Source organism: Ewingella allii, assembly GCF_044430645.1.
Lineage (GTDB): Bacteria > Pseudomonadota > Gammaproteobacteria > Enterobacterales > Enterobacteriaceae > Ewingella > Ewingella allii.
In genome coordinates this window covers 194,567-215,147 of record NZ_JAWUDN010000009.1, presented here as the reverse complement: position 1 = coordinate 215,147, position 20,581 = coordinate 194,567, and the positions used below count along the sequence as shown (strand labels likewise).

General features: G+C 55.5%; 17 protein-coding genes. 6 read left to right on the top strand and 11 right to left on the bottom strand.

The window, feature by feature from the left end:
- Positions 1–4: 4 nt before the first annotated feature.
- Together SBO83_RS18245 and SBO83_RS18240 are read left to right on the top strand one after the other, a co-directional pair.
- Complete coding sequence (locus SBO83_RS18245) at positions 5–1,111, top strand: alkylhydroperoxidase domain protein (protein WP_396132467.1); 1,107 nt, start codon at positions 5–7, stop codon at positions 1,109–1,111.
- Positions 1,104–1,985: a VOC family protein gene (locus tag SBO83_RS18240; RefSeq protein ID WP_396132466.1), complete on the top strand. Its 882-nt coding sequence runs from the start codon at positions 1,104–1,106 to the stop codon at positions 1,983–1,985. Before SBO83_RS18245 ends, SBO83_RS18240 begins: the two co-directional genes overlap by 8 nt.
- A gap of 453 nt (positions 1,986–2,438) precedes the next feature.
- Here the strand turns inward: SBO83_RS18240 and SBO83_RS18235 are convergent, their stop codons facing one another.
- The 7 genes from SBO83_RS18235 to yieE form a co-directional block, all read right to left on the bottom strand.
- A complete protein-coding gene (locus SBO83_RS18235; protein ID WP_396132465.1) occupies positions 2,439–2,963 on the bottom strand; it encodes an AAA family ATPase in 525 nt (174 codons plus the stop codon).
- Positions 2,964–3,384: 421 nt separating this feature from the next.
- Positions 3,385–5,358, bottom strand: coding sequence for a catecholate siderophore receptor CirA (gene cirA / locus SBO83_RS18230; protein ID WP_396132464.1), 1,974 nt, complete (start codon positions 5,356–5,358; stop codon positions 3,385–3,387).
- Between the two features lie 253 nt (positions 5,359–5,611).
- Positions 5,612–6,451 carry an ATP-binding cassette domain-containing protein gene (locus SBO83_RS18225; RefSeq protein WP_396132463.1) on the bottom strand — a complete coding sequence of 280 codons (840 nt, stop codon included), beginning with the start codon at positions 6,449–6,451 and terminating at the stop codon, positions 5,612–5,614.
- Positions 6,451–7,533 carry a FecCD family ABC transporter permease gene (locus tag SBO83_RS18220; RefSeq protein ID WP_034791619.1) on the bottom strand — a complete coding sequence of 361 codons (1,083 nt, stop codon included), beginning with the start codon at positions 7,531–7,533 and terminating at the stop codon, positions 6,451–6,453. The genes SBO83_RS18225 and SBO83_RS18220 overlap by 1 nt, the downstream gene beginning before the upstream one ends.
- 46 nt (positions 7,534–7,579) lie before the next feature.
- Positions 7,580–8,740: an ABC transporter substrate-binding protein gene (locus tag SBO83_RS18215; protein ID WP_396132462.1), complete on the bottom strand. Its 1,161-nt coding sequence runs from the start codon at positions 8,738–8,740 to the stop codon at positions 7,580–7,582.
- A gap of 227 nt (positions 8,741–8,967) precedes the next feature.
- Positions 8,968–10,446 (bottom strand): amino acid permease, encoded by a 1,479-nt coding sequence (locus tag SBO83_RS18210; protein WP_034791620.1) that lies wholly within the window; start codon positions 10,444–10,446, stop codon positions 8,968–8,970.
- A gap of 186 nt (positions 10,447–10,632) precedes the next feature.
- On the bottom strand, positions 10,633–11,505 hold the full coding sequence (yieE, locus tag SBO83_RS18205; RefSeq protein ID WP_353502706.1) for a DNA-binding transcriptional regulator YeiE: 873 nt from the start codon (positions 11,503–11,505) through the stop codon (positions 10,633–10,635).
- 342 nt (positions 11,506–11,847) lie between these two features.
- Here yieE and SBO83_RS18200 point away from each other — a divergent pair, with 342 nt between their 5' ends.
- Both SBO83_RS18200 and nfo read left to right on the top strand, forming a co-directional pair.
- Complete coding sequence (locus tag SBO83_RS18200; RefSeq protein ID WP_396132471.1) at positions 11,848–12,888, top strand: YeiH family putative sulfate export transporter; 1,041 nt, start codon at positions 11,848–11,850, stop codon at positions 12,886–12,888.
- 100 nt (positions 12,889–12,988) lie between these two features.
- Positions 12,989–13,840, top strand: a complete 852-nt coding sequence (nfo, locus tag SBO83_RS18195; RefSeq protein ID WP_396132461.1) for a deoxyribonuclease IV — start codon at positions 12,989–12,991, stop codon at positions 13,838–13,840.
- A gap of 73 nt (positions 13,841–13,913) precedes the next feature.
- Here nfo and fruA read toward each other — a convergent pair whose 3' ends face one another.
- The 3 genes from fruA to fruB are packed head-to-tail and all read right to left on the bottom strand — an operon-like array spanning position 13,914 to position 17,697.
- Entirely contained in the window at positions 13,914–15,617 is a 1,704-nt protein-coding gene (gene fruA / locus SBO83_RS18190; protein WP_396132460.1) for a PTS fructose transporter subunit IIBC, read from the bottom strand.
- Between the two features lie 14 nt (positions 15,618–15,631).
- Entirely contained in the window at positions 15,632–16,570 is a 939-nt protein-coding gene (gene fruK / locus SBO83_RS18185) for a 1-phosphofructokinase (protein WP_034791626.1), read from the bottom strand.
- On the bottom strand, positions 16,567–17,697 hold the full coding sequence (gene fruB / locus SBO83_RS18180; protein ID WP_396132459.1) for a fused PTS fructose transporter subunit IIA/HPr protein: 1,131 nt from the start codon (positions 17,695–17,697) through the stop codon (positions 16,567–16,569). Before fruB ends, fruK begins: the two co-directional genes overlap by 4 nt.
- A gap of 458 nt (positions 17,698–18,155) precedes the next feature.
- On the opposite strand from fruB, the gene SBO83_RS18175 reads away from it, so the two are divergent.
- The gene (locus SBO83_RS18175) at positions 18,156–19,373 is read left to right on the top strand and encodes a sugar efflux transporter (protein ID WP_353502712.1); all 1,218 of its coding nucleotides are present in this window, start codon (positions 18,156–18,158) and stop codon (positions 19,371–19,373) included.
- A gap of 21 nt (positions 19,374–19,394) precedes the next feature.
- Here SBO83_RS18175 and SBO83_RS18170 read toward each other — a convergent pair whose 3' ends face one another.
- Positions 19,395–19,649: a YkgJ family cysteine cluster protein gene (locus tag SBO83_RS18170; protein ID WP_353502713.1), complete on the bottom strand. Its 255-nt coding sequence runs from the start codon at positions 19,647–19,649 to the stop codon at positions 19,395–19,397.
- 231 nt (positions 19,650–19,880) lie between these two features.
- Between SBO83_RS18170 and yeiP the strand changes: the two genes are divergently transcribed.
- Positions 19,881–20,453: an elongation factor P-like protein YeiP gene (yeiP, locus tag SBO83_RS18165; RefSeq protein ID WP_034791630.1), complete on the top strand. Its 573-nt coding sequence runs from the start codon at positions 19,881–19,883 to the stop codon at positions 20,451–20,453.
- Positions 20,454–20,581: the final 128 nt, after the last annotated feature.

Genomic DNA, 20,581 nt, shown 5'->3' with positions numbered 1-20,581 from the left:
CGCCATGACTACCGCTCAAGATTTGCTCGACCAACTGGCTGTGATTGACGCTGGTTCAGAACTGGCGCAGGCGCGCGAAACTCGCGATGCCGCCACTCGTCACGCCCAAGGGAGCTACGAAACCATTTTTAGCGCCGACGACGGCGTGGATTTCACCTTGGCCGAACGTCTGTTGCTGGCTGAAAACGTCGCCCGCTGGCATGGCGACAGCCAGCTGGCTTCCCACTATGCTGAGCGCCTAAACGCCCTGCCCGATGAAGGCAACACGGCGCGTTTGGAGTCTGCACTCGACCACGGCGAACGCCTGAGCTTTAAACCGGCCAGCGCCACCGCCGCCCACTTACAGGCTTTGCAGCAGGCGGGCTGGTCATTAGACGCCATCGTCACCCTGTCGCAGCTGATTGCTTTTGTCAGTTTCCAGACGCGCCAATTGCGCAGCTACCGCTTGATTGGTGGTCATTCGGTGGAGAACGCCAGTGACCGGAAAGTTGCGGCGGGCCACTGGCGTCACGATGGCAAAACCCACAGCGGGCGCTCTGCGCCGAAGGTGTTTACGCAGGCCGAACTGGGCTGGGAGCCGTGGATCCCGTCGAAGAAGCTGGAAGAGTTTGATGCCGAGCAGCAGGCTATTCTGGCGCGCTTCGGCCATACCGACTCCGACTATTTCCGCCTGTTAGGCCGCAACCTGCCGGTCCTTGAGCAACGCACCCTGACCGACAAAGGCATTTTCTACACCAGCGGCGGCCTGCCGCGTAAAGAGCGCGAAATCGCCGCCACCGTTGCCAGTAAAATCAACGGCTGTATCTACTGCGCCTCGGTGCATTCGCGCAAAGCCAGCCAGTTGTCCAAGCAGACCGAAGACGTGCAGCGTCTGATCGACACCGCGCCGGGCGGCATTCTCAGCGAGGGGCAGTCCCCGCGCTGGCAGGCGCAGATCGACTTCGCCGCCGCGCTCTCCGCCACGCCGCCAACCGCCAGCAGCGCCCATATCGTCCGACTGCGCGAAGAGGGGCTGAGCACGCTGGAAATCGTCGACTTAGCGCAATCCACCGCCTTCTTCGCCTGGGCCAATCGCCTGATGTTAACGCTGGGAGAACCTTTTGATGACTGAGATTTCAACGCCGGAACAGGCAGTAGAAACGAAAACTGAGATAACGCCGCATCTCGACCACGCGGTGATTAACGTGGCCGGATTGCTGGATCACGCCCAGCAGCAATTCCGCCGCTTGGGCTTCCAGCTCACGCCGCGTGGGCATCATTCGCTGGGTTCGAGCAATCATCTGGCGATTTTCGGCGAGAACTATCTTGAACTTTTAGGTTATGAAGCCGCCAACGAGCACACCCGCAAAGACCTGTGGCTCGCGCCGCTCGGCCTGACCGGGCTAGTTTGGAAAACGCAGGACGCCTCGGCGGTATTCCAGCATTTGCAGCAGCAAGACATTGCGGGCTCAGCGCCCGCCGATTTTTTCCGTCCGGTGCAGCTTAACGACGGCTCCGAGCCGAATGCGCGTTTTCGCACCGTGCCGCTCTCCGCCGAGCGCGTGGCCAATGGCCGTAGCTTCTTCTGCCAGCACATCACGCCGGAGCTGGTGTGGCGCACCGAATGGCAGCGCCACCCGAACGGGGTGAGCAATATCACCGGTTTCGTTATCGCGACCTCCGCGCCGCAGGAGACCGCCAGCGTTTATGCCGAATTGTTCGGCGAGTCGGCGCTGAGCCACGGCTCGCACGGTCAAGTGGAGATCAAAGCCGGACGCGCCACGGTGCGTTTCATTCCCCCAGAGCGCGCCACCGCCCTGTTCGGCAAGATCCCCGAAGGGGAAAACGGCACGGCGCGCATGGTCGCGCTGGAGTTTGCCACCGCGTCGCTGGACTTGGTGAGACAAAGTTTGAAAGTCGGCGAAATTGCGTTTTCGGATACGCCGGAAGGCGTTGTGGTCAGGGCTGAAGATGCACTTGGGGTGGCATTGAGTTTTAGGGAATGAGTCTGGGGGCGGCTTGCGTTGGCATGCAAACTGGCCTTTAAGGTCAAGGTCAAAACCGTGCGCTGCCGCCACACCGGTCTTAAGGTCAACACCTTGCGTTGCCACGCAAACTGGCCTTTAAGGTCTAGGTCAAAACCGTGCGCTGCCGCCACACCGGCCTTAAGGGGCGCCTATCGCCGCGCCCCTTAAGAATCCCCGGCTCTTTACTGCGCGCTGTCGCTGGCTGGATGGACGTGTTTCAGGTACTTCAGTTATCCACCGCAAAATGTCGCCGCTTAGGCGGTGCCTTCGCTTCAGGCTTCGAGCCATAGGTCTCGAACCATTCGCTCAGCGCCATTTTTGACTGCGGTTTTGAGGCATTTCGACCGTGCCGTTTCAGGGGGTTTTGCTTTGCTCCTCCCCTATTTAGGGGAGGAGCAGAACGTCGTTCTGACCTTCAAATTGATGAAAAGTCTAAACTAACTCCCACTCGCGCATCTGTTTTTTGATTTCTCTTGCCGAGGCCAGCCGGATTTTTGGCACTGTCCATTGTGCAAACTGCTTCGTATAACGTTGTCGATTTTTCGGTGTGACGAAAATGATGTGGTGGAACATGTCCCAGTTCAGACTGTCTTTGCCCCCTTCCAGAGCGCCGTAGCGATGTTTTTCGAACAATGTCCGATTGAGATAACGCACAACGCTTAATGCCGTGGAGACATCCAGCACAATAATCCCCGTTGCTCTGGCGAGGCGCTGTGGCTGCAACTTCGAGTAATTGCCGTCAATAACCCATCTTTCGCCTTTTATCTCTTCATCGTGAAGCGCGATGAATTCCTCCGTTGGCCGAGGCTGCCACTGAGTGTTAGGTAGATGATACAGCCGGTCGAGATGAACAATCTTCAAATCCAACTTCTTGCCGATGGCATCAGCAAGCGTTGATTTACCACTATTAGAAGGACCCAAAATACAGATTCGATGACCAAGATCAGAAAGTTTCATGAGTACCTCAAAGAGCAACTGCTAAGCAAAAAGGGGCGGCATTATAAGCAACCCATTGCCAGCTTTCTACTTTGAAATAGAGAAGAGATAACACCAACCTAAACACTGGCTGACTGAAACGGCACGACTGAAAAGCCCCTAGACGGCAGTCAAAAATGACGCCGAGGGAGAGGTGAGAAACAACGAGCGGGGGTATACGAGTTGGTCCGAACCCGAACTGAGGGAACCGCCTAAGCGGCGGCATTTTGCGGTGAACACCGAGGTTTCTGAAACATGTCCGCCCAACCAGCGAAGCGCGCAGTGAAAGAGCCCGGGGGTCCAGGGGGCGGTGGTGATAAGCCGCCCCCTGGTCGGTGTGGGCCGAAGCCCACGGTTTTGACGTTGAAGTTAAAACTTCACGGCAGGTCTGGGCAGCCGCCCATCAAAACTTATAATCAACCGCCACAAAGTATCGACGACCATCCTCGTTATAACTGTAAGCATCGCGATTCAAGTCTTTATCCAGCAGGTTCAGCACGCCGGCGCGGATCTTCACGGCTTTGTTTACTTTGTATGAGCCGCCGGTGTCCCACATGGTGTAACCGCCCGGCGTCGCGCCGTTGTCGGTCACGGTGCGGGTCTGGCCTTTCATGTTGGCAGTCAGATAAAGATTCCAGTCGTCCTGCGGGTTCCAGTCAAGGGTGGCGTTGGCGGTGTGGAAGGGCAGCGTGTTGAGTGGCTTGTTGCCGCCATTGCTCAAGTCGCGCCCGTCGTTGTAGGTGTAGTTAAGCTTCAGGCCAAAGGCTTCGCTTAACGGCAGCTTCAACTCCGTTTCCAGCCCGCGAATACGCGCTTTGTTGACATTGTAATATTTGAAAATCGGATTGCCCGATTTATCAAAACCCACAAAGTTACTGTAGCTCGGTGCCTCCGCGCGGTCGCGGGTGCGGTTGATGCCAATCATGTCGTCAACGTCGTTCTGGAACACCGTGGCGCTGGCGGTGACATCTTCCAGCAGCCCCTCTTCGCCCGCGTAGTACAGGCCAAGTTCGACGCTTTCGCTGGTTTCTGGCTTGAGGTCCGGGTTACCGACGATTTGACAGGCGCCGCGACAGGAAGCGCTGGTCCAGTCGGAACTGAGTTGCAGCAGAGACGGGGCTTTGAACGCCGTGGCCCAGCCCCCTTTTACCGTCACGGTGTCGGTAGCGTTATAGACCAAATAAGCACGCGGCGACCAGTTCACGCCGTAGTTTTCGTGGTCGTCCATGCGCACGCCGCCGGTGAAGGCCAGATTTTCAAACATCCGCCATTCATCTTCGACAAAGATCGCATACTGGTTGGCCTGAGTGCTGCCGCTGCCGGACAGATTGATATTATCTTCCAGCTTGTCGTTGCGATACTCACCGCCGAGGGTGAATAACTGATTGATTTCACCCAGAGGCACGACAATTTTGCCGTCCAGCGAGTTGTTTTTCGAGGTAATAGTGTCGCTGTTTTTATTCTCAAGATTTTCGCCGTAGAAGCGCAATTCGGTATTCGCCCAGCCCCAGCGGCCATTGTGGCCCAGCGAGTAGTTTTCGCGCTCGAGACGGTTTTTATCCAGCGTGTCAGAATCGCGATCCTGACGGTTGAAACCATACCCGAAAGTCATGTCCTGATTGTCTTTTGGCGTCAGGGTGAATTCAGCATTGGCGTTGCGCATGGTGTAGCCCTCAATGCGCGGCAAACCGGCTGAACCACTGGAGGAATCCGTCTGATCTTTCTCACGTTTTCCCAGTGCACCGTAGACTTTCACCCCGAGCATGTCGTCAATTAACGGGCCGCTGGTGAAGAAATTACTGTTATAGCTATCGCCGCGATCGCGGTGCTCCTGCACGGTGGTATCCGCACTTAAGGTGCCGTGCCAGGCTTTGCCGACTTTGCGGGTGATGATGTTGACCACGCCACCCAGCGCGTCGGAGCCGTAGAGCGAGGACATCGGCCCGCGCACCACTTCGATGCGTTCGATGGACTCTGTGGGGATCCAGCTGAGATCAAAATCGTTATGGCGGAATACGGCGTTGCGCGAGTTAACGCGTTTGCCGTCGACCAAAATCAGCGTATAGCTACTGCTCAGCCCGCGAATACTGACGCCTTGACGGTTGTCGCCTTCGCTGGTGAGCTGCACGCCTGGCACGTCTTTCAGGACATCTTTCAGGTTTTGTACCGGCTTTTTATTTAAATCATCGTGGGTGATGACGCTAATACTGGCGGGAGCATCTTTGAGGTTTTGCTGCACCGAAGAGGCGGTAACGACTATCTGATCCTCGTTATCCTTTGCCTCTTTAGCGTCGTCGGCAAACACCGGAAACGCTGCGGTGAACAGCTGTGCGCATAATCCGGCCTTCATTGCCGGTGTCCATGTAACCTTGACCATGTTGCATTCTCTCCATGAGATAAAATAACAAGCGAACTTGTTAAATAGCCAATATCACCGGATGACAGGCGTGGGTGTGCCGCCCGGGATAAAGGATTGTTATTTGGTTTAGGCTCACAAATTGAAGGTTGAAGCATCAGGCCACTACTTTGGCGACCTGGTTATTTATAAAAAAGACTGCGCATATGCTCTACTTGTTTCGAGTTGCCGAAATGCAGCCAACGCATCTGCAGCTAGAAACATGACGGGCATTTTATATAGAGGGGGCGCTAACTAACCCATCAATCAAGATTTGCGGCGTTCCTTGCGAGCAGCGCTCGATACGTCCGCGCACGCCATAGACGCGTGCCAGACTGTCCGGCGTGATCACCTCTTCCGGCTCTCCATCGGCAATCAGATTGCCGTCTTTCAGCATCAATACGCGATCGCCGTGGCGCAGCGCGATATTGATGTCATGCACCACCACCACGGTGACGATATTGCGTTTTTGCGTCTCTTTGCGCACTAAGTCCATCACGTGGAATTGATAGTTCAAGTCCAGTGCAGACAAAGGCTCGTCGAGCAGCAACAGCGACGGTTGGCGAATCAGCGACTGCGCCAAGCCCACCAACTGCTTCTGACCACCAGAAAGCTGGTCGAGATAGCTCAGGGCCAGATGTTCAATCCCCAGCTGCTGCAACAGCGTCATCACCTGCTCGGTGGTTTCCGCCTGTTTGCCATTACTGCCAGAGGCGCGTTGAGCCACAATGATCGACTCCAGCACGTGCAGATGCACACCCGCAGGCAGCGACTGAGGCAGATAGACCACCTGCTCGGCGCGGCGGGCAAAAGGCATGGGCATCAGGTCGTGGCCGTCGAGGATCAGCTGCCCTTCGGCGCGATTCAGCCCGGCCAGCGAGCGTAGAAGCGTGGATTTCCCACTGCCGTTCGGCCCCAGCAGCACGGTAATTTTACCCCGTGGCAGCATCGGCACATTGAGGTCACTGATCACCAGACGTTTCGGGTAGCCCGCTTTAAAACCGCGGATTTGCAGCCCTTGGGTGGCCGCGTTCAAGTCAGTTTTTGCAGTAAATTCTAAAGTGGTATCAGACATCAGACGTTCCCCCGATGACGCAGAATAATACTCAGGAAGAACGGCACGCCAACCAGAGAAGTCACAATACCCACCGGAATAATGACGCCCGGCACCAGATTTTTTGAGGCAACGGAAGCCATCGACAGTACCAGAGCACCAATCAGCGCACTGGCTGGCAGGTAGAAGCGATGATCCTCACCGAACATCAGGCGAGCAATGTGGGGCGCAACCAGACCGATAAAGCCGATTGGGCCGACAAACGCCACCGCCAGCGCGGAAAGAATACTGATTCGCAGCAGAGTGCCGAGGCGCAGGCGGCGCACGTCGATACCAAAGCTGATGGCGCGATCTTCGCCGAGGCGTAGAGCGGTCAGCTTCCACGCGCTCATCATCGACCAAGGCAGCAGCACAAAGAAGGCCAGCAGCATCACGCCCAGCTTGACCCAAGAGGCACGCGCCAGACTGCCCATGGTCCAGAACACCAGACCTTGCAGTGTATCTTCAGTGGCAATGAACTGCATCAGCGAGACTAAGGCATTGAAAGTAAAGACCAGCGCGATGCCGAACAACACCACGCCGGAGCTGGCAACCCGCGTCCAGCGCGTGATGCCGTCGAGCATCAATGCGGCGAGTAAGGCGAAGATAAAGGCGTTAGCCGAGATAAACCACTGATCGGGCACGCCCGGAATACCAATGCCGAGCACAATCGCCAGCGCGGCACCGAAGGCCGCTGCCGAGGAGACGCCGAGGGTAAACGGCGACGCCAGCGGGTTGTTGAGGATAGTCTGCATCTCTGCCCCGGCGAGGCCGAGCGACATGCCCACCGCGATAGCCATCAGGGCATAAGGCAGGCGGATATCCCAAACAATAACGCGTGTCCCGGCATCCGCAGAGGCGGAATCAAACAGCGTTTGCCAGAGTGTACCGAGCGACAACCCCGATGGCCCCATCACAAAGTCGATCAGCAGCGAGGCGACAATCGCCAGCACCAGCACCAACATGATTAATAGACGGCGACGGACAATATTTTGGTAGCGTCCCATCACGCTGCCATCAGCCTGCGGGCTGGTATTCAGCAAGGGATCGGTAGTTGCGCTCATGTTTCTAGACATCTCAGTGATTTATAAATCTCAAACGTGCAGCAGCTTACTGCCCGCTTTCCTGTTTTTTGGCTTCAGTCCAGTAGGTGCCGGAAGGCTCTACCGCCAAAAACTGTTGGTACATCTGTTTCATGGTCTGCTCAGGATCTAAATCAGCAAACTTCTGCGGATAGAACCACTTAGCAAACGCCTGCACCGCCAACACGTTATACGGTGAGTTGTAATAATTGTGCCAAATACCGAAACTGTGCCCCTCTTCCACCGCCTTCAGGGTAGAAATCCCCTTGCGCTGAAGCAGCGGCGTGAAGCTCGCCTGAGCCTGCTCTGGCGTCACCTGCGCGCCCAGAATCAGACTGGTCGGCAGTGAGGTATCTCCGGCTTTCTTCGGCGCACCGCCACCGCTGGCGATGTAAATGTCCGGCTGGGAAGCGATCACTTTTTCCAGATTGACCAGTCCCAACGGACCCGGCAGCAGCGGCTTGGAAATGTTAACGCCACCGGCCAAATCGATGAAGTCGCCCATATTGCCATTTCCGGCTGAGCGGCAGCATTCATCCGTGGTTGATGCACGCAGTTCAATAAACACTTTCGGTTTATTTTCTTCACTCACCTTGCTGGTGACATCAGTTACGCGCTTGATATTGTTGCGATAAAACTGGATGTAATCCTGCGCCTGCTTTTCACGGTTGAGCACTTTACCCAGTAATTCCATACTTGGCAGAGTATTTTTCAGCGGCGAGGTGCGGAAATCGATAAACACCACCGGCACGCCCGCTTTCTCAAGCTGCCCAACTAACTCGCTGCTGCGGCCGGGGCCGTGCCCTGCAAGGCCAAAGATGGCGATATCAGGTCGCAGCGTCAGCACCTTCTCCGGGCTGATGCTGTCAGCCGTCGTAGTGCCAATCAGCGGTATTTTATCAATTTGCGGAAACTTCTCGCGATACACCGCATAGGTTTGAGGGTCCAGTTTACGGAAATCCCCCTGCCAGCCGACAATGCGGTCAAAGGGCTTCTGCCCTTCCAACAAAGAAACCGCGTAAAACAGTCGGCCTTCGCCCAAAACAATGCGCTGTACATTATCCGGTACGGTCACGGTTCGCCCGGCGATATCCGTTACGGTAACCGCTAATGCCTGTGTGCTGCAAAGCCCCAGAATCAGGCTAATTGCCGCGCCCTTCACTCCTGTAAAACGATATTTATCCTGCATAATCATCTTCTTGCAATTCCTTTACGTTTCCCTGAAGAGGGCATAACAATAATGGAAACGATAATAATTATCAATGCGATATGCAGAAGCTATTAAGACTACAGGATGTTCTGGCCGGAAAAAATCAATGGCAGGTAACAAAGCGTTAACCTGTACTACTAAAGGCTTCTCGATAAAAAAAGGCAGAGCTTTAGCCCTGCCTTTTCCATATCTTGCTGTTTTATCGGTTATTTATCTTGGTGCTCAGGAAATTCCATTTCGCTGTATTTCACGACTTTGGTGCCGCGAGTCCACTTGTAACCGAACCAGATGATCAGGAACAGCGGCAGGCCAATATAAGTCGCCGCCACGCCATACCAATCGATAGTATCTTTCAGGAACGCCTGATAGTTCTGACCTAAGGTGATAATCAAGCACAGCACAAAGGCGAAAATCGGGCCGAACGGGAAGAAACCGGACAGATAAGGCAGGTCCTTCAGGTCACGCCCCTGCGACACATAGCCGCGACGGAAGCGATAGTGGCTGATCGCAATCCCCAACCAGGCGATGAAGCCGGTCATGCCCGAGGTGTTCAGCAGCCACAGGTAAACCGTTTGGTTGCCGAACATGGAGCTGAGGAAGCACAGAGCCGCCACCACGGTAGTGGCATAGAGCGCGTTGCGCGGTACGCCGCCTTTGGACAGCTTGGCAAAAATACGCGGCGCTTTACCTTCGGAAGCCAGAGTAAACAGCATGCGCGTTGAGGCGTACATGCCTGAGTTACCGGCTGACAGCACGGCAGTTAGGATCACGGCATTCATTACCGCAGCCGCTGACAGCAGGCCCGCATTGCGGAATACCAGCGTGAACGGGCTGACGCTAATATCGCCCACTTCGTTGCGCAGCAGATTCGGGTCGGTGTAAGGGATGATCAGGCTGATCACCAGAATCGCCAGAATATAGAACAGCAGGATACGCCAGAACACCTGACGCACGGCGCGTGGGATGTTTTTGCCTGGATTTTCAGACTCTCCGGCGGCAACGCCAATCAGCTCGGTCCCTTGGAAGGAGAAGCCGACTATCATCGCCACGCCAATCATCGAGGCAAAACCTCCGGCAAACGGCGCATCGCCAATCGCCCAGTTATGCCAGCCCGCGCTTTCGCCACCGCGCATAATGCCGGTGATCATCAGCACGCCGACGATGATGAAAATGATCACCGTGACCACTTTGATCAGCGAGAACCAGTATTCCGCTTCACCAAAACCGCGCACGGAGATGTAGTTCAGCAGGAAGATCAGGCCAAGGAATAAAGCGCTCCAAATCCAGCCCGGCGTGTCGGGGAACCAGTAGTTCATCACCAGCTGAGAAGCCACGAGGTCAACGGCGATGGTCACTGCCCAGTTGTACCAGTAGTTCCAGCCAAGGGCGAAACCAAAGCCCTCTTCGACATATTTCGAACCATAGGTTGAGAAGGAGCCGGAAACCGGCATAAAGGCCGCCAGCTCGCCAAGGCTGGTCATCAGGAAATACACCATGATGCCGATTAACGCGTAGGAGAGCAGCGCGCCGCCCGGCCCTGCCTGAGAAACCGTCGCCCCAGAGGCAACAAATAAACCAGTACCGATTGAACCGCCAATGGCGATCATAGTTAAGTGGCGGGCTTTAAGCTCGCGACGCAGGCCAGACGGTGCCGGCTGCGAATTTTTAGTCGATGGTTGAGCCATTTTTGCCCTGTTTAAGCTGTTATTTGAAATTTTACGCGCGGATTGTAGCAAAACGTGACTGTCTGAATAGCAGGAACGACCTGTTATAAGACACCTTCATAATAGCCTAGGGATCATTAGCAAACCTTGGGGGTAATACGTCAAGTTGCAGGGTTATTCGCCCTGCAACTCACAGTATCTCACTCTTTATAAAGGGTCTTTACAGTAATCGAGGAAACGCGATAAGGCGTTGGAAATATGTTTCTGACGATGATGAATCAGGTACAGCTTGCGCACCAGCGGCGGAATGGGCAGGTGAATTTCCACCAAAGTACCACTGGTCAATTGCTCCGCCACCACCCGGCGAGATAAACAACTGATACCGATTCCATGGCGAACCGCGTGTTTGATTGCCTCGGAGTTGCCAAGCTCCATCACCAGATTGAAATCTGGCATTTGCGGGAGAAGCAGGTGATCCAGCACTTCTCGCGTACCTGAGCCGCGCTCGCGCAGGATCCAAGGCTCCTGAGCCAGCCTCTCCATGGTGACGTTTTTCCCCGCCAGCGGGTTGGCCGGGGCGCAAAACACCACCAATTGATCATCCAGCCAAGGCTGGGTGAGCAGCTCGGGCATGGTGCATGGCCCTTCAATCAGGCCGAGGTCAACGCGAAATTCCGCCACCGCGTTAATCACATCATCGGTATTGCCGACATTCAATTCCAGCGGCGTCGCGGGAAAATCCAGTCGGTAATTGGCAATCATTCCCGGTAGCATATAGTTACCGATGGTACTACTGGCGCCGATACGCAATGAACCATTGTCTTTACTGAACAATCGCTCGATTTCTGCCGCCTGCTCCAATAAAGCCAGAGCTTTAGGATAGAGCAGACGACCATGCTCGTTAATGACCAGCCGTTTCCCCACACGGTCAAACAACTGGACGCCGAGCTGACCTTCGATATCAGCCAGTGCTGCACTAACCGCAGATTGCGATAGCGACAGAACAACTGATGCCTGCGTCGTCGATCCGCTTTTCAACACCTCGGCAAAAACTTCAAGTTGTCGCAATGTAATGTGCATAAATGGTTATCCGTCACGCGAGCCACTTCGCCCGCGTTTTGTGTTGCTCATCAGAGGTTTTTTTAGTTTCAAAAGTGCGAATCGCAGAATGAACCATCCAAATCCGGCCTCATTCCTTTGGTTTCGTTTAAGTATAGCCGCAATGCACCTGTCAATCATGCTGAGCAACAGTTGTCATATTCTATACCGCTTTTTACGATAGGTTATAAAGTTATAATCAATTTCTTTTTTATATAAGCCGCGGTTAGTCTTATCTCAGGAATCACTGAGAAGGCCAATACCATGAATCATGCAACCCACCCACTCAACGAAAAACAGGCGCATCGCTTCTTCCCACAGCCAATGTGGTTTGGACGCGTTTTGCCCGGTTTAGTTCTCACCGGCGCTGTCACTCTCGTCTCCTTGTGGTTGAGCAACTTCCCGCAGCTGAACCATTTGGGGCTCAGCGCCCTGACGCTGGCGATTTTGATAGGTATGGTTATCGGCAACACGCTCTATCCGTCGATTCGACCTGTTTGCCACGACGGTGTGAATCTCGCCAAGCAGCGCCTGCTGCGCCTTGGGATCATCCTTTACGGGCTGCGCCTGACCTTCGCGCAAATCGCCGACGTCGGCGCGACCGGCATTCTGATTGACGCCCTGATGCTCTGCTCTACCTTTGCCCTCGCCTGCTGGCTGGGCAAAAAGGTCTTCGGGCTGGATAGCGAAACCTCCATGCTGATAGGCGCCGGCAGCAGTATCTGCGGGGCCGCCGCGGTGATGGCGACCGAGCCGGTGCTGAACGCCAAGAGTGAGAAAGTCACGGTGGCCGTCGCCACGGTGGTTATCTTCGGCACCGCCGCCATCTTTATCTATCCATGGCTGTGGCAGCTCAATCTGCAACACCACTGGGTTGATTTCAGCGCGGCGCAGTTCGGTATTTACACCGGTTCGAGCGTGCATGAAGTGGCGCAAGTGGTGGCAGCGGGTCAGGGCGTTAGCCCGGATGCTGAAAACGCCGCGGTGATCGCCAAGATGATCCGCGTGATGATGCTGGCCCCCTTCCTGCTACTGCTTTCAGGCTGGAAAAGCCGGGGCAAGGTGCAGGCTTCGCCAAACGGCGGCCGCATGAGCAACATCACCATTCCATGGTTCGCCCTGCTGTTTATCGCGGTCGCCGCCTTTAACTCGCTGGATATCTTGCCGCACAGCTGGATTGCGCCGCTGATCACCCTCGACACCGTGCTGCTGGCCATGGCGATGGCGGCGCTGGGCCTGACCACTCACGTCAGCGCGCTGCGTCAGGCGGGTTTGAAGCCGATTCTGCTAGCCGCCGTGCTGTTCATCTGGCTGATTGTCGGCGGTGCGGGAATCAACGGTTTGGTACAGCATTTCTTCGGCTGATAACAAACTCCTGAAGAGTTTTTAACACTTCTCTGCTGCATGCCAACCGCCAAGGCGCTATGATCCGAGCATAACAAGCATGAATCGCAGAGGAGTGAACATGAAGTTTATTGGTGCACATGTCAGTGCCGCGGGTGGCGTCGATCAGGCGGTTATCCGCGCGCACGAGCTGGAAGCCACGGCGTTCGCGCTGTTTACCAAGAACCAGCGCCAGTGGAAAGCCGCACCTCTGCCAGAGGATGTGATTGAGAAGTTTAAGGTCGCGTGCGAAAAATACGGCTATAGCAGCAATCAAATCCTGCCCCACGATAGCTATCTGATTAACCTCGGCCACCCGGTGGACGAAGCGTTAGAAAAATCTCGCGAAGCCTTCCTTGATGAGATGCAGCGCTGCGAGCAGCTCGGCCTGTCGCTGCTGAATTTCCATCCGGGTAGCCACCTGATGCAAATCGACGAAGATAAATGTCTGGAAAAGATCTCTGAGTCGCTGAACATTGTGCTCAGCCAAACCGAAGGCGTGACGGCCGTCATCGAAAACACCGCCGGTCAGGGCAGCAACTTGGGTTTTCGCTTTGAGCATTTGGCGAAAATCATCGACGGCGTAGAAGACAAAAGTCGGGTAGGCGTCTGTATCGATACCTGCCACGCCTTCGCCGCAGGCTACGATTTACGTACTGAAGAAGAGTGCATCCAAACCTTCAAACACTTCGAAGACGTGGTGGGCTTCAAGTATCTGCGCGGTATGCACCTGAATGATGCCAAGAGTGCCTTTAACAGCCGCGTTGACCGCCACCACAGCCTTGGTGAAGGTAACATAGGCAAAACCGTCTTTAGCTGGATGATGCGCGATCCGCGCTTCGACGGCATTCCGATGATTCTCGAAACCGTCAATCCTGATATCTGGAAAGACGAAATTGCCTGGTTGAAGTCCGAGCAGAAAGCTCAGAGCTAATCAGCTAAATCTGCAATAAACTCCAATAAAAAAGGGCGCCTGGGCGCCCTTTTCTTCTCCTGCTAACTCGCTATTACTGAGCAACCACTTTTGCCGCCAGAGCAGCATCGGAACGGCGCAGCAAGGCGTAAGAGACACCTGCCAGCAGCGTACCGGCGATAATCGCCACCAGATAGCCGAGGATTGGCGTAATTGCGCCTGGAATAAGCAGCACGAACAGACCACCGTGCGGTGCCATCAGTTTAGCGCCGAATGCCATGGAGAGTGCGCCGGTCAAGGCACCGCCCGCGATACAGCAAGGCAGGACACGCATTGGGTCACGCGCCGCAAACGGGATCGCGCCTTCAGTGATGAAGCACAGCCCCAGCACCATCGCCGCTTTGCCGCCTTCGCGCTCACCCTGTTCAAACTTCTTACGCGCCAGAATGGTCGCCAGACCCATCGCCAGCGGTGGCACCATACCTGCCGCCATAATCGCCGCCATTGGGGCATACACCGAGGAGCTGAGCAGCGTCACGCCAAAGGCATAAGACGCTTTGTTCACCGGGCCGCCCATGTCGGTACACATCATCGCACCAAGGATTGCGCCGAGCAGAACCGCGTTCGCCGTCCCCATGGATTGCAGCCAGTTAGTCAGGCCAACCAGAATTTTAGAAACTGGCGTACCCACCACGTAAATCATCACCAAGCCAGTAACCAAGCTCGCCAACAAGGGAATGATTAGGATAGGTTTCAGTGCTTCCATACTTTGCGGCAGACGCAGCTTGCTACCAATAAATCTGGCGACATAGCCCGCAAGGAAACCGGCGATAATCCCGCCGAGGAAGCCAGCGCCGGTGCTCACGGCCAGCATGCCGCCAATCAGGCCCGGCGTCAGGCCCGGACGGTCAGCGATGGAGAAAGCAATAAAGCCAGCCAGTACCGGCACCATCAAAGCAAAGGCGGAAGCCCCACCGATTTGCATCAAGGCTGCGGCCAGCGTGCCTTTCACTTCAAAAGCTTTAATCCCGAAGGCGAAGGAGAGCGCGATACACAGGCCCCCCGCCACCACCATTGGCAGCATGTAGGACACGCCGGTCAACAGGTGGCGATACGGACCTGCGCCCGTCTCTTTCTTCTTACCGGCAGCCGCCTGAGAACCCTGCTGTTTCGGCTCGAAGACTTCGGCTTCAACCAAGGCTTTGTCCAACTCCTGCTTGGTCTTTTTCAAGGCCAGGCCGGTGGAAGTGCGATACATCGGCTTACCGGCAAACTTCTCCAGATCCACTTCAATATCAGCCGCCACGATAACCAAATCGGCTTCAGCCACTTCTTCTGGCGTGATGGCGTTACCCGCGCCAACGGAACCGCGCGTTTCGACTTTCACCCACCAACCGCGTTTTTTAGCTTCGGTTTCAATGGCTTCAGCCGCTATAAAGGTGTGAGCCACGCCGGTCGGGCATGCGGTGATCGCCACAATGCGTTTCGGGCCATTGCCTGCCGCCGCTTTAGCCGGAGCGACTGCTGGTGCGACATAAGCTTTGGCTTCCGCCGAGGCGCGTTGCAGGAAGATTTTCGGCTCGCGAATAGCCAGTGCGACATCGCCAACAAACACATTTTTGCCGACCAGCTGGGCATCAGCCGGTGCGTTGTCACCCGCCACCACCACCAGCTCGGCGTCAGCGACGCTTTCAACCAGAGTGTGGCCTGTTTTCGCCGCAGCAGCAGCGAGCATTTTTTTCGCCAGTTGGCTGCGAGCTTGTCCCAGCGAACTGTCTAACATCAGCAGCGTTTTCATTCTGCCTCCTGCGGTCAATTAAAAGGTTTCAGATCAACACGGGCCATCATCGCTGCCAACTGCGGGCGATCGGTGACGCCGACGTTACTCTGGCTTACTGCCAAAGCAGCCACGGCGGTGGCGAGTCGTAAGGTATGTTCACTTGATTCACGCATCAGCAGGCCGTAAATCAGCCCGCCCACCATGGAGTCGCCGGCACCCACGGTGCTGACCACTTCACAAGCCGGCGGTTTGGCAATCCATGCGCCAGACGCGTTAACCCACAGCGCCCCTTCGGCACCCAGCGAAATCACCACGTGGGCGATCCCCTGGTCGCGCAAGGCGTGCGCGGCTTCAACCACGTCGCTCAATTCAGGCAACTTGCGTCCGGCCCAAATTTCTAATTCGCGGCGATTAGGCTTCACCAGCCAAGGTGCGGCTTTCAAACCGGCAACCAGCGCTTCGCGGCTGCTATCGAAGATGATGCACGGGCACTGGCTGCGCAGGCGCGTCATCCAGTCGGTAAAGGCTTCCGGGTCAACGCCGGTCGGCAGGCTGCCACAGACGGCCACCATGTCGAACTGGCCGAGCCATGAGAGGGAATCTGTGACGAAACGCTCCCAGTCCTGCGGCGTAACGTTAAAACCGGAGAAGTTGAAGTCGCTGACTTCGCCATCTTTCTCGGTCAGTTTGACGTTGATGCGGGTACGGCCGGAGACCACCTGAAAACGGTTGGCAATGCCAAGGTCGCTGAACAGGTGCTGAAAGCCGTCCTGATTGTCTTTGCCGAGGAAACCGCCCACGGTGACATCAATGCCTAAGTCTTTCAGAACCTTGGCAACGTTAATGCCTTTACCGGCAGCGTGCAGCCCGGCGGTTTGCACCAGATTCACTTCACCCCGTTCAATTTCAGGGCAGTAGCCGACTAAATCGTAAGCCGGATTTAAGGTAATTGTGGCAACTCTGCGACTCATGCTCCCTCCCCAAGACCCGCGGCAATAGCCTCGCCGATGGTTTTCAGTGCCAGTTCTGCATCTTCGCCCTTAGCGGTGAAGCGCAGGTGATGTCCTTTTTTCACGCCCAGCGCCACGACTTTCATCAGGCTGCGGCCGTTGGCAGGTTTACCGCTGCCATCGAGATTGGTCACGGTGATTTCACTGGTGAACTGCTTGATTACGTTAACCAGCGCGGTGCCCGGCCGGGCGTGTAAACCGTGTTCATTTCGCACCACGAACTCTGCCGTCAGCAGGTTGGTTTGCTCTTCCACCTCGCTGGTCAGCAAGGCCAGCACGCCCACGGCGTCCGCCGTCAGCAAGCGTTCAGCTTTTTGGCTGATCAACAGGTCACTGAGGTAGTTAAGGACGGTTAACGGCTGGTCGTCGGCCACGGCGATGGTCAACAGCGCGGCCACGGTTTCGCCTTCATGCTCAAAGGCTTTGGCGGCGCGGCTGAAGGTCGCGGCGCTTTGCAGATTGCCTTCGGTGCTGTCACTCAGCCAGATGCCTTGGCCGAGATTGAGCGGCTTGCGGCTGATAACGTCGCTGACGAACGCGGTGTCCGCCGCGCCAATCTGCTGCAAACGACCGGCATTCAGTGCCTGAAGGGTCATCAGGTTGTCGGCGGCGACGTCGAGGGCGATAAGCTGGGTGTCGAAGTGGAATTCAGCGGCGTTTTTCTCGCCCATCAGCAGGCTGCGCAGCTCTTCAGCAGAGTCGGTTTTCGCCATGCGTTCGGCCACGCTGTCATCACTTAATACGTGAGTCAGCTGGCGCAACAGGCTGAGGTGCTCGTCAGAGCGGGCCGCGATGCCAATCACCACAAAGGCGGTCTGCCCCTCTCCCCACGCAATACCCTGCGGGAACTGGTAAACCTGAACGCCGGTGTTGAGCACCAAGTCGCGGGTGTCAGTGGTGCCGTGCGGGATAGCAATGCCGTTACCCAGATAGGTAGAGGTCTGCAACTCGCGCTGCAACATGCCATCGACGTAGCCTTCGCTGACGCGCCCGGCCTGGGTCAGCGCAGCGGCAACCTGGCGGATCGCCTCTTGCTTATCGCTGGCTGACGCCCCGAGATGAATATCTTGCTGTGACAACTGGAACATAATTCTCCTCTCCTGCTGAATTTGAATCGTTTCAGCTTCATTGAGAAAAAAGGAGCGCTGCCAGATGAAACAGGTAATCGGACAACGCTGAAACGTTTCAAGCAGTCTCATTCTGGGCGATTTTTAAAGCAAGCATTCCCTGAATTGGCGTAACATTTTTTTGATGCCACGCACATTTTGCCCGTCAGAGGCCCATTTTCTACCCACGAAAAGCTAAAAGCTGAAGCTGTGCTGAAGTGCTCCTGAAGTGGCTGTAAGCTGACCTTAACGGCCAAGAGAGAGGCGAAAACCGATTCCACGGCGCGGCGTTTTTTACCACAAAGTGCGGTTTTATTATTCAGTATGGCAAATACACTGCTGTTTACCTTTTTACTGATTAAAACCGGTTTTTGTTTTTTTTAAACAGGCGTAACATTCGCGCGAATTTATTACTCTCCTAGACGGGTTTTCCCCTAAAAATGTCGACATCTACCGCTACAGCTCGCCGCCTCCCCGACATCACGTCAACGGCCTTTTTGATCGTTGCCTTCTTAACCGGGATCGCGGGCGCACTGCAAACTCCGACGCTCAGTCTCTTTCTGACCAGCGAAGTGCATGTCAGCCCCTTTATGGTGGGGATCTTCTTTACCGGCAGCGCGGTGATTGGCATTTTCGTCAGCCAGCTTTTAGCCAGTTGGTCAGACAAACGCGGGGACCGCAAAACGCTGATCCTCTATTGCTGCATTTTGGGCGCACTGGGTTGCGTGCTTTTTGCCTTTAACCGCAGCTACTTTGTGCTGCTGTTGGTGGGGGTGCTGTTGTCCAGCTTTGGCTCAACCGCTAACCCACAGTTATTTGCGCTAGCGCGCGAACACGCCGAAAAAACCGGCCGCGAAGCGATGATGTTTAGCTCGATTTTGCGCGCACAGGTTTCACTGGCGTGGGTAGTCGGCCCGCCGCTGGCCTTCGCGTTAGCCATGGGCTTTGGCTTTACCTTTATGTACAGCGCGGCGATGCTGGCCTTTCTGGTCTGCGGCCTGATGGTCTGGATGTTCCTGCCGTCCATGCCGAAAGCGCGGGTCAAAACCACCGCCACCATTGAAGCACCTCGCCGCAACCGTCGCGACACCCTGCTGCTTTTTATCGCCTGCACATTAATGTGGGCCGCTAACAGTATTTACCTGATCAACATGCCGCTTTACGTGGTGAACGAGCTGCACCTGCCGGAAAAACTGGCGGGAATTTTGATGGGAACCGCCGCTTGTTTGGAAATTCCCACCATGCTGATCGCCGGCTATCTGGCGCGCCAGTTGGGTAAACAGTTCCTGATGCGCTGCGCGGTGATTGCGGGGGTGGTGTTCTACGCCAGCGTGCTGTTCAGCACCAGCCCAATGGCGCTGATTGTTTCACAGTTGCTGAACGCCATTTTCATCGGCATTTTGGCGGGAATTGGCATGCTCTACTTTCAGGATTTAATGCCGGGTCAGGCGGGCGCGGCCACCACGCTGTTCACCAATTCAACCCGCGCAGGCTGGATTTTGGCCGGGTCGCTGGCGGGCGTCATTGCCCAGTTCTGGAGCTATCACGCCGTGTTTTATGCCGCTTTCGCGATGGTGGTCGGCTCGGTGTTTTGTATCTGGCGGGTGAAAAATGTCGATGAAACACCGGTAGAAGCGACAATCACGATCAATGAATGATGGTGCATTCATTACCGTCAATTAAGGCGCGGTATCCGCTTCCAGACGAGTGAGGTAGATCAAGGCGTCGTCGCGATGGGTATGACACATTTCGCGGCTGGCTTGCAGACTGGCACAGACCTTGGGGCGCAGCGGCGAAGTGAAAATGCCGCAGAGGAAATTGTCCGCCAGATGGATGCAGCGCGTATTGGCCGGTTTGCCGTTTGGCATCCCCGGTATCGGGCTGGAAATCGAGGGCGCAATACAGCAAGCGCCACAATTGGTACGGCAATCCATTAGCGCCTCCGTTTGGCGGGTTAATTGAGGCGCGACAATAACAGTCGCCCTTATCACTCTCCAGCGAAATCTTTCTCCCGCGACCACTTTCTGACTAGACTTTATGATGCGACAAATGGCGCTAAATCGGCGGCAAAGTGCGGGATAACGAGTAATCTGCTTGCCTGAAATCGGCGGCGCGAGTAACGTGTCGCCAAATATTTTTAACTCCCCTTATGACAGGTTATTTATATGGCACGTGCTAACGAAATTAAACGCGGCTTCGTTGTTAACTACGACGGTAAATTGCTGCTGGTAAAAGACATCGATGTTCAAAGCCCAAGCGCGCGCGGTGCCAGCACCCTGTACAAAATGCGCTTCTCCGACGTGCGCACTGGCGGCAAGGTTGAAGAGCGTTTTAAAGGCGACGACATTCTCGATACCGTCACCCTGACCCGCCGTAAAGTGAACTTCTCTTACGTCGATGGCGACGAATACATCTTTATGGATGATGAAGATTTCACGCCTTACACCTTCAACAAGGCGCAGATCGAAGACGAACTGCTGTTTATCCCGGAAGAAGGTTTGCAGGGCATGCAGGTCTTGACGCTGGACAGCCAACTGCTGGCGCTGGAATTGCCACAAACCGTGGATCTGGAAATCATCGAAACCGCGCCAGGCATTAAAGGCGCGTCAGCCAGCGCACGCAACAAACCGGCGGTCATGAGCACCGGTTTAAGCATTCAGGTCCCCGAGTATCTGAGCCAGGGCGACAAAATCCGCATTCATATCGCAGAGCGTCGTTATATGGGCCGTGCTGATTAATCAGCGGCGAATATGACTCCACATCAAGAGCGCTTCGGCGCTCTTTTTTATGCCTGAAAAGCTCGAGTTACATTCCGCACTCATTCCACTTTCGATCTACTTCACAGATTCCATCTGAATCTGGACTA